Source organism: Citrobacter sp. wls827 (genome assembly GCF_005280875.1).
Taxonomy (GTDB): domain Bacteria; phylum Pseudomonadota; class Gammaproteobacteria; order Enterobacterales; family Enterobacteriaceae; genus Citrobacter; species Citrobacter youngae.
In genome coordinates this window covers 1-10,760 of the sequence record NZ_SZWR01000007.1, presented here as the reverse complement: position 1 = coordinate 10,760, position 10,760 = coordinate 1, and the positions used below count along the sequence as shown (strand labels likewise).

Here is a 10,760-nt window from a genome sequence, read left to right as displayed (position 1 = left end):
AAAAAAACCCGCTTTCGCGGGTTTTTTCTTCACTGGCACTTAACTGCTCAGGCTCTGGCCTTCATCGCTATCGTAAGTGTTCGTGAAATTATCGGCGATTACAGCGCGATAACGTTAACAGCAGACGGACCTTTAGCGCCGTTCTCAACAGAGAACTCCACTTTTTGACCTTCGTCTAAGGTTTTAAAATCGTTGCTCTGGATAGCGGAGAAATGCACAAACACATCCTTGCTACCGTCCTGAGGAGTGATAAAGCCGAAGCCTTTCTCAGGGTTAAACCATTTTACTAAACCAGTCATTTTGTTAGACATAGATACTTCCTTTCATGTTTTTGAGCCGCTTATGCAGCGAAGATGGCCTGTTTTGCAGAAATTAACTTATGGGGCACTTAGGGAGGAGGCTCATGAAGAAGAGTATCTGAGGATAACGCTTGAACTGAGAACTGCTTTACTAAAACTGCTTGCATAAGGTCTGTGTTCCAAACCGATGCCGCTATAGTAGACCTACTTCTAATCATTAAGCAAGCATTAATTTTTTTAATACCCACTGAGTGATGCAATGTTGAACCAACGCGGCTAAGCATCCTGGATAACAGCTTGATCTACAATGAACAAAAGCCCCGACTATTGCAGTCAGGGCTTTACGTTACTACACACTTCAAATTTAACATTAATAAACTTAACGATTTAATACTGCTGATGGTACTACTTTAAAATGTACACGTTTACTACAGATAATATTGGATATTGATACTAACTAAAGCTTTCCTCTATTTACCGTTAAACACATTCCACCCGCTTGATAATAGAACTCAAGGCTGGTGACCTAAACAAGTACACTTCCCCTCGCGACATATACTCTTTGATGCGTTGCCTTATTTCCCTCGTGATAACCAAAAAAGCAGAAATCACGAATAATTACTATTAAATCATGGCGTTACATCGTCGCGTTTTACTGATTTTTTGCGATTAGATATATCAACTACGTGGCCTGAAAGCATTGTCGAAGTGAAAAAATAGCGTTTTCAGCATCGACTATCCCATACAAAAAATACTTCGTGGCCTTTATCGCAAACCCCAATCGAGCTCTACTAACACTTACTACGTTAACAGCAAATGACAATTTCTCCGCTGTTAAGTATTAACATACGGGTTTAAAAAACGCTGTCAATACTGTTTTTTATAACATGTCTTTATTGACAGTAATTATATATTCCAGCATGTGATAAGCGAGTCAAAAAGCCGCTGGCCCCGGTCCAGATCGCAGGGTTTGACCTCTTTTTGTAACCGGTTTCAGAAAAAGCGGCTTTCTTTGTGATGCCTTGCACACAATCGTTGCAAAGCAGTTGTTGCTATAGCTGGCTCGCGATAATTATCAACTCACACATGTTGATCGAGACTGCTTATGAAAAACATCGTTTTATGCTGTGCCGCCGGAATGTCCACCAGCATGCTGGTGCAAAGGATGAAAGATGCCGCCCAGAAAAAAGGGGTCGACGTCACTATCAAAGCCGTCCCGGTGGCCGAGTTTGAAGAGAATATCGCTACAGCGGATATCGTTTTGCTCGGTCCACAGGTTAAGTATGAACAGGCCAAGCTACAGGCGCTTGCTGACCCGTTAGGTAAAAAGGTCGCGGTGATCGATATGATGGATTACGGCATGATGAAAGGTGATGCCGTACTGGATAAAGCGCTGAAACTGCTGGAGTAATGGCATGGAAGAGTTAGAAACAATCATCATGGAATTACTCGTTAATGCGGGTGCTGCACGCAGCCAGGCCCTGACGGCATTGCAACTGGCGCGTAAAGGTGATTTCTCCGGTGCAGAACAAGCGATGACGGAATCACGCGAGTACGTTAAACAAGCGCATAAAATTCAGACCCAGCTGATCGGAATTGACGAAGGTACCGGCAAGCTTCCGGTTAATCTCATCACCGTCCATTCGCAGGATCACCTGATGAACGCGATGGTGATTCAGGATTTGGCGGGCGACATGATTGAACTTTATCGGCGCTTACCGCCGGTAAATTAATGACATTGCCGGATAGCTTCGTCGCCTCGTAGGCCTGATAAGCACAGCGCCATCAGACATAACACAGACATAAAAAAACCCGCCGAAGCGGGTTTTTTATTATGGTCAGCAACGATTAATCGTTGTCAGAACCGCCCAGGCCTGCGTTCAGCAGTTCTGCCAGGCTGGCAGACGCATCTTCAGCAGTCACCTGCGGAGCAGCTGGCAGTTCGCCCGCTGCGCGACGGCGCATACGATCCTGGTGGTACGCGTAACCGGTACCTGCCGGGATCAGACGACCCACGATTACGTTCTCTTTCAGACCGCGCAGTTCATCACGTTTACCTGCAACAGCGGCTTCGGTCAGGACACGCGTGGTTTCCTGGAACGATGCTGCAGAGATGAAGGACTCGGTTGCCAGAGACGCTTTGGTGATACCCAGCAGATCGCGGGAGAACGTTGCACCCACTTTGCCGTTCGCTTCCAGCTCGCGGTTAGCGATCTTGACGCGGGAGTATTCAACCTGCTCGCCTTCCAGGAAGTCGGAGCTACCAGCGCTTTCGATGGTGGCTTTACGCAGCATCTGACGAACGATAACTTCGATGTGTTTATCGTTAATCTTAACGCCCTGCAGACGGTATACGTCCTGAACTTCGTTAACGATGTAACGAGTTACAGCATGCACACCACGCAGACGCAGGATGTCGTGCGGCGCTTCCGGACCGTCGGAAACAACGTCACCACGTTCTACACGTTCACCTTCGAACACGTTGAGCTGACGCCATTTCGGAATCATCTCTTCATACGGTTCGCTACCGTCTACCGGGGTGATAACCAGACGACGTTTACCTTTGGTTTCTTTACCGAAGGAAATGATGCCGCTGATTTCAGCCAGGATTGCCGGCTCTTTCGGACGACGTGCTTCGAACAGGTCAGCAACGCGCGGCAGACCACCGGTGATATCCTTGGTACCGCCGGATTCCTGCGGAACACGGGCCAGGGTGTCACCAGAACTGATCTGTACGCCATCTTCCAGCTGAACAATCGCTTTACCCGGCAGGAAGTACTGAGCAGGCATATCGGTGCCTGGGATCAGAACGTCGTTGCCCTGAGCATCAACAATTTTCAGTGCCGGACGCAGGTCTTTACCGCCCGCAGTACGCTCTGCAGAATCCAGAACCACCAGAGAAGACAGACCGGTCAGCTCGTCGGTCTGACGAGTAATGGTCTGGCCGTCGATCATGTCAGTGAAGCGGACGAAACCACTCACTTCGGTGATAACCGGCATGGTGTGCGGATCCCAGTTTGCTACGGTCTCGCCGCCAGCAACCTGTTCGCCATCACCTTTAGCCATAACTGAGCCGTAAGGCACTTTATAGCTTTCTTTGGTACGGCCGAATTCGTCGATCAGTTTCAGTTCGGTGTTACGTGAGGTGATAACCAGTTTGCCGCTGGAGTTAACAACCGACTTCGCGTTGCTCAGACGGATGCTACCTTTGTTTTTCACCTGGATGCTGGATTCAGCAGCCGCACGAGATGCCGCACCACCGATGTGGAACGTACGCATCGTCAGCTGTGTACCCGGTTCACCGATGGACTGTGCCGCGATAACGCCGATTGCTTCACCTTTGTTGATGATGTGGCCACGCGCCAGGTCACGACCGTAGCAGTGCGCACATACACCAAAGTCGGTGTCACAAGATACAACGGAACGGACTTTAACGGAGTCAACGGAGTTCTCTTCCAGCAGGTCACACCACTGTTCGTGCAGCAGCGTATTGCGTGGAACCAGAATGTCCGCCGTACCCGGCTTCAGAACGTCTTCAGCAGTCACACGACCCAGAACGCGATCGCGCAGCGGCTCTTTAACGTCACCACCCTCGATAACCGGGGTCATGGTGATGCCTTCCAGAGTGCCGCAATCGTCTTCAGTAACCACCAGGTCCTGCGCAACGTCGACCAGACGACGAGTCAGATAACCGGAGTTCGCTGTTTTCAGTGCGGTATCCGCCAGACCTTTACGCGCACCGTGAGTAGAGATGAAGTACTGGAGTACGTTCAGACCTTCACGGAAGTTCGCGGTGATTGGCGTTTCGATGATGGAGCCATCTGGCTTCGCCATCAGACCACGCATACCGGCCAGCTGACGAATCTGTGCTGCAGAACCACGCGCACCGGAGTCGGCCATCATGTAGATGCTGTTGAAGGAAACCTGCTGCTCTTCTACGCCGTCACGGTTAATAACGGTTTCGGTTTGCAGGTTATCCATCATCGCTTTGGATACACGATCGTTCGCCGCAGCCCAGATATCGATAACTTTGTTATAGCGTTCGCCCGCAGTGACCAGACCAGACTGGAACTGCTCCTGGATCTCAGCAACTTCAGCTTCCGCTTCAGAGATGATCTCGTGTTTCTTCTCTGGGATGACCATGTCATCAATACCAACAGATGCACCTGAACGCGCTGCATAAGCAAAGCCGGTGTACATTGTCTGGTCAGCGAAGATAACGGTCGGCTTCAGGCCCAGAATGCGGTAACAGGTGTTCAGCATTTTGGAGATAGCTTTCTTGCCCAGCGCCTGGTTGACGATGGAGAAAGGCAGACCTTTCGGTACGATCATCCACAGAATGGCGCGACCAACGGTCGTGTCTTTCAGGCTGGTGTGCGCAACGAATTCGCCGTTTTCATCTTTTTCATATTCAGTGATACGCACTTTAACGCGCGCATGCAGAGAGGCCAGACCTGCGCGATAGATACGCTCAGCTTCTTTCGGGCCAGTCAGCACCATGCCTTCGCCTTTGGCGTTAACACAGTCACGGGTCATGTAGTACAGACCCAATACAACGTCCTGAGACGGAACGATGATTGGCTCGCCGTTCGCCGGAGACAGGATATTGTTGGTAGACATCATCAGCGCACGCGCTTCGAGCTGGGCTTCCAGCGTCAGCGGTACGTGAACAGCCATCTGGTCACCATCGAAGTCGGCGTTATATGCCGCACAAACCAGCGGGTGAAGCTGGATAGCTTTACCTTCGATCAGTACCGGTTCAAATGCCTGAATACCCAGACGGTGCAGTGTTGGTGCACGGTTCAGCAGTACCGGGTGTTCGCGGATAACTTCGTCCAGGATATCCCAAACGACAGCTTCTTCACGCTCAACCATTTTCTTAGCGGCTTTGATGGTGGTGGCCAGGCCACGCAGTTCCAGCTTGCCGTAGATGAACGGTTTGAACAGTTCCAGTGCCATTTTCTTCGGCAGACCGCACTGATGCAGACGCAGGTATGGACCTACGGTGATTACAGAACGACCGGAGTAGTCAACACGTTTACCGAGCAGGTTCTGACGGAAACGACCCTGTTTACCTTTGATCATATCAGCCAAAGATTTCAGAGGACGTTTGTTAGAACCGGTGATCGCACGACCGCGACGACCGTTATCCAGCAGGGCGTCAACCGCTTCCTGCAGCATACGTTTTTCGTTGCGTACGATGATGTCCGGCGCAGCCAGATCCAGCAGACGCTTCAGACGGTTGTTACGGTTAATGACGCGACGATACAGATCGTTCAGATCCGACGTTGCGAAACGACCACCATCCAGCGGAACCAGCGGACGCAGATCTGGCGGCAGAACCGGCAGAACGGTCAGGATCATCCACTCTGGCTTGTTGCCAGACTGTACGAAGGCTTCCAGCAGTTTGATACGCTTGGTCAGCTTCTTACGCTTGGTTTCGGAGTTGGTTTCGTTCAGCTCTTCGCGCAGAGTTTCACACTCTTGCTCCAGATCCATGCTCTTCAGCAGGGCCTGAATTGCTTCCGCACCCATCTTCGCGTCGAATTCGTCACCGAACTCTTCCAGCGCGTCCAGATACTGCTCTTCCGTCAGGATCTGTTGACGTTCCAGATTAGTCATACCGCCTTCGATAACCACATAAGATTCGAAGTACAGTACGCGTTCGATATCACGCAGCGGCATATCAAGCAGCAAACCGATACGGGACGGCAGAGATTTCAGGAACCAGATGTGAGCAGTCGGAGACGCCAGCTCGATGTGGCCCATACGCTCACGGCGTACTTTGGTCTGGGTCACTTCAACGCCGCACTTCTCACAGATCACACCACGGTGTTTCAGGCGCTTGTACTTACCGCACAGGCACTCGTAGTCTTTTACCGGCCCAAAGATACGGGCGCAGAAAAGGCCGTCACGTTCAGGTTTGAACGTACGGTAGTTGATGGTTTCCGGCTTCTTAACTTCACCGAAAGACCATGAACGGATCATGTCTGGCGAGGCCAGAGCAATTTTGATCGCATCAAACTCTTCGGTTTTAGTCTGCGCTTTCAGAAACTTTAATAAATCTTTCACGGATTTGCTCCCGTCGGAGTTAGCACAATCTGGCGCTGGCTGTTACGCCAGCACCAGTGACCTGTTTGATCGAGAGTTACTCGTCTTCCAGCTCGATGTTGATACCCAGCGAACGAATCTCTTTCAACAGTACGTTGAAGGATTCCGGCATGCCTGGTTCCATCTGATGGTTGCCGTCCACGATGTTTTTATACATCTTAGTACGACCGTTCACGTCATCAGACTTAACGGTGAGCATTTCCTGCAGGGTGTATGCTGCGCCATATGCTTCCAGCGCCCACACTTCCATCTCCCCGAAGCGCTGACCACCGAACTGCGCCTTACCACCCAGCGGCTGCTGAGTAACCAGGCTGTAAGAACCGGTAGAACGCGCATGCATCTTGTCATCAACCAAGTGGTTCAGTTTCAGCATGTACATGTAGCCAACGGTAACCTGGCGCTCGAACTGCTCACCGGTACGACCGTCGAACAGTGTGATCTGACCGGAAGTCGGCAGGCCACCCAGCTGTAACAGTTCCTTGATTTCAGACTCTTTCGCACCGTCGAATACCGGCGTTGCGATCGGCATACCTTTTTTCAGGTTTTCAGCCAGACGCAGAACTTCTTCATCACTGAAGGTATTCAGGTCAACTTTCTGACGAACATCTGAACCCAGATCGTAAGCACGCTGGATGAATTCGCGCAGTTTCGCGACTTCCTGCTGCTGTTTCAGCATGGCGTTGATCTTATCGCCGATACCTTTTGCAGCCATACCCAGGTGGGTTTCAAGGATCTGACCGATGTTCATACGCGATGGTACGCCCAGCGGGTTCAGTACGATATCTACCGGCGTACCGTTAGCATCGTGTGGCATATCTTCGATCGGGTTGATCTTAGAGATAACACCCTTGTTACCGTGACGACCTGCCATCTTATCACCAGGCTGGATCCGACGTTTAACCGCCAGATAAACCTTAACAATCTTCAGCACGCCCGGTGCCAGATCGTCGCCCTGAGTGATTTTACGGCGTTTCGCTTCGAGTTTTTTCTCAAACTCGTGCTTCAGTTCGTCGTACTGTTCAGCCAGTTGTTCCAGCTGATTTTGTTTCTCTTCGTCGGTCAGGCCGAGTTCTAACCAGCGGTCGCGCGGCAGTTTGTCGAGCTTCTCAGCTTCAACACCACCGGAAACCAGCACAGCGTAGATACGGCTGAACAGGCCAGCTTCGAGGATCTGCAGTTCTTCAGACAGGTCTTTTTTCGCCTGCTTCAGCTGCATCTCTTCGATTTCCAGCGCACGTTTGTCTTTTTCTACGCCATCGCGAGTAAAGACCTGAACGTCGATAATCGTACCGGAAACACCGTTTGGCACGCGCAGAGAAGAGTCTTTAACGTCAGACGCTTTCTCACCGAAGATCGCACGCAGCAGCTTCTCTTCTGGCGTCAGCTGGGTTTCACCTTTCGGCGTTACCTTACCAACCAGAATGTCGCCACCGGTCACTTCTGCACCAATGTAAACGATACCGGATTCATCCAGTTTGGAGAGCGCAGCTTCACCCACGTTCGGGATGTCAGCAGTGATCTCTTCTGGCCCCAGCTTGGTGTCACGAGACACACATGCCAGTTCCTGAATGTGGATGGTGGTGAAACGGTCTTCCTGGACAACACGCTCGGATACGAGGATGGAGTCTTCGAAGTTGTAACCGTTCCATGGCATGAATGCCACGCGCATGTTCTGACCCAGCGCCAGTTCACCGAGGTCGGTGGACGGACCGTCTGCCAGCACATCACCACGTTCAACCGGCTCGCCCAGAGATACGCAAGGCATCTGGTTGATACAGGTGTTCTGGTTAGAACGGGTGTATTTGGTCAGGTTATAAATGTCGATACCTGCTTCGCCCGGGTACATCTCGTCTTCGTTAACTTTGATAACGATACGGGAAGCATCCACGTACTGAACAGTACCGCCACGTTTAGCAACTGCAGTAACACCGGAGTCAACGGCAACAGCACGTTCCATACCGGTACCAACCAGCGGCTTATCAGCGCGCAGAGTCGGAACCGCCTGACGTTGCATGTTCGCACCCATCAATGCACGGTTGGCGTCATCGTGTTCCAGGAACGGGATCAGGGACGCACCGACGGATACCACCTGCTGGGTGGATACGTCCATGTAGTCAACCTGGTCGCGGCTGAACAAGCTGGATTCGCCTTTGCTACGGCAGGTAACCAGATCTTCTACAAAGTGGCCTTCGTCATCCAGGTTGGAGTTCGCCTGAGCGATAACGTAGTTGCCTTCTTCAATAGCAGACAGGTAGTGGATTTCGTCAGTTACAACACCGTCGGTCACTTTACGGTACGGCGTCTCAAGGAAACCGTATTCGTTAGTCTGTGCATACACGGACAGGGAGTTGATCAGACCGATGTTCGGACCTTCAGGCGTTTCGATTGGACATACGCGACCATAGTGAGTCGGGTGTACGTCTCGAACTTCGAAGCCTGCGCGTTCACGGGTCAGACCGCCTGGGCCGAGCGCAGAGATACGACGTTTGTGCGTAATCTCAGACAGCGGGTTGTTCTGGTCCATAAACTGAGACAGCTGGCTGGAACCAAAGAACTCTTTCACTGCTGCAGAAATCGGCTTGGCGTTGATCATATCCTGAGGCATCAGGGTATCCAGATCGCCCAGAGACAGACGCTCTTTCACCGCACGCTCAACACGCACCAGGCCAACGCGGAACTGGTTTTCCGCCATTTCGCCTACGGAACGGATACGACGGTTGCCGAGGTGGTCGATATCATCGACTTCGCCTTTACCGTTACGGATATCGATGAGCTTCTTCATCACTTCGATGATGTCGTCTTTGCTCAGGATACCGGAACCTTCGATTTCGTCGCGCAGCAGAGAACGGTTGAACTTCATACGACCAACCGCAGACAGGTCATAGCGGTCTTCGGAGAAGAACAGGTTCTCAAACAGGCTTTCAGCAGCTTCACGAGTCGGCGGCTCACCAGGGCGCATCATGCGGTAGATTTCTACCAGCGCGCTCAGACGATCGTTGGTTGGGTCGACGCGTACAGTTTCAGAAATGTACGGACCGTGGTCCAGATCGTTAGTGAACAGCGTTTCGATACGTTTGTGGCCAGACTGGCTCAGCTTAGCCAGCAGATCCAGGCTCAGCTCCATGTTAGCTGCGCAGATCAGCTCGCCAGTAGATTCGTCAACGTAGTCTTTAGCCGCAACTTTACCAGCAATGTATTCAACCGGAACTTCGATATGTTTGATATCGTCTTTTTCCAGTTGGCGAATGTGGCGCGCAGTGATGCGACGGCCTTTTTCGACGTACACTTTGCCGTTAGCTTCGATGTCAAAGGAGGCGGTTTCACCACGCAGGCGTTCCGGCACCAGTTCCATCTGCAGCTTGTTGTCACGAATTTCGAAAACAACTTTCTCAAAGAACAGGTCAAGGATCTGCTCAGTGGTGTAGTTCAGCGCACGCAGAATAATGGTCGCAGGCAGTTTACGGCGACGGTCAATACGTACGAACAGGTTGTCCTTCGGATCGAATTCGAAGTCCAGCCAGGAACCACGGTAAGGAATGATGCGCGCGTTATACAGCACTTTACCCGAAGAGTGGGTTTTACCTTTGTCGGAGTCAAAGAAGACGCCAGGACTACGGTGCAGCTGAGAAACGATAACACGCTCAGTACCGTTGATAACAAAGGTACCGTTGTCAGTCATGAGCGGAATTTCGCCCATGTAGACTTCTTGTTCTTTAATGTCTTTTACGGTGCCTTCCGGCGCTTCGCGCTCGTAGATCACCAGACGCAGTTTTACGCGCAGCGGTGCGGAATAGGTCACGCCACGGATCTGACATTCCTGAACGTCAAACACCGGTTCGCCAAGGCGGTAGCTGACGTATTGCAGCTCGGAATTACCGCTGTAGCTCTGAATCGGGAAAACGGAACGGAAAGCTGCTTCCAGACCATACTGCCCTTCAGGATCTTGCTCGATGAACTTCTGAAACGAGTCAAGCTGGATAGAAAGGAGATAAGGTATGTCCAGTACTTGTGGACGTTTACCAAAATCCTTACGAATACGTTTTTTCTCGGTATAGGAGTAAACCATTAGGGTTCCTCAGCTCGCTGACAAGTCGACCCATCTGTCCGACGAAGGGACAGTTTGTGCAACACTATTTTGTTGACCGGAAAATCGAATACTTTCCGCAATGCCTGTTGCTATCACGCTTAAACCATTTCATTGCGATTTACACAGAACTGACGCTCTGTCGCAGTATATTAAGGCGTCGATAGAAACAAGCATTGAAAGGCACAGCAGTAGTCAAACAGTGTGAAATGCTACTGGCGCCTTACAGCGCAAAAAGGCTGGTGACTAAAAAGTCACCAGCCATC

At 51.2% G+C, this 10,760-nt stretch carries 5 protein-coding genes; 2 read left to right on the top strand and 3 right to left on the bottom strand.

Annotated elements, in window-relative coordinates; translation table 11 throughout:
* Positions 1-98: 98 nt before the first annotated feature.
* Positions 99-311 (bottom strand): cold-shock protein, encoded by a 213-nt coding sequence (locus FDX03_RS03205; protein ID WP_048214120.1) that lies wholly within the window; start codon positions 309-311, stop codon positions 99-101.
* 1,093 nt (positions 312-1,404) lie between these two features.
* Between FDX03_RS03205 and FDX03_RS03200 the strand changes: the two genes are divergently transcribed.
* Positions 1,405-1,710, top strand: coding sequence for a PTS sugar transporter subunit IIB (locus FDX03_RS03200; protein WP_103772092.1), 306 nt, complete (start codon positions 1,405-1,407; stop codon positions 1,708-1,710).
* A 4-nt stretch (positions 1,711-1,714) separates the two neighbouring features.
* Positions 1,715-2,032, top strand: coding sequence for a PTS lactose/cellobiose transporter subunit IIA (locus FDX03_RS03195; protein ID WP_003033104.1), 318 nt, complete (start codon positions 1,715-1,717; stop codon positions 2,030-2,032).
* Positions 2,033-2,147: 115 nt separating this feature from the next.
* On the opposite strand, the gene rpoC is transcribed toward FDX03_RS03195, so the two are convergent.
* Positions 2,148-6,371: a DNA-directed RNA polymerase subunit beta' gene (gene rpoC, locus FDX03_RS03190; RefSeq protein ID WP_003033107.1), complete on the bottom strand. Its 4,224-nt coding sequence runs from the start codon at positions 6,369-6,371 to the stop codon at positions 2,148-2,150.
* Positions 6,372-6,447: 76 nt separating this feature from the next.
* Positions 6,448-10,476: a DNA-directed RNA polymerase subunit beta gene (gene rpoB / locus FDX03_RS03185; protein WP_003033111.1), complete on the bottom strand. Its 4,029-nt coding sequence runs from the start codon at positions 10,474-10,476 to the stop codon at positions 6,448-6,450.
* Positions 10,477-10,760: the final 284 nt, after the last annotated feature.

Coding starts and splice junctions, on each gene's coding strand:
- FDX03_RS03205 (WP_048214120.1), bottom strand. CDS start 311: ATGTCTAACAAAATGACTGGTTTAGTAAAATGGTTTAACCCTGAGAAA.
- FDX03_RS03200 (WP_103772092.1), top strand. CDS start 1,405: ATGAAAAACATCGTTTTATGCTGTGCCGCCGGAATGTCCACCAGCATG.
- FDX03_RS03195 (WP_003033104.1), top strand. CDS start 1,715: ATGGAAGAGTTAGAAACAATCATCATGGAATTACTCGTTAATGCGGGT.
- rpoB (WP_003033111.1), bottom strand. CDS start 10,476: ATGGTTTACTCCTATACCGAGAAAAAACGTATTCGTAAGGATTTTGGT.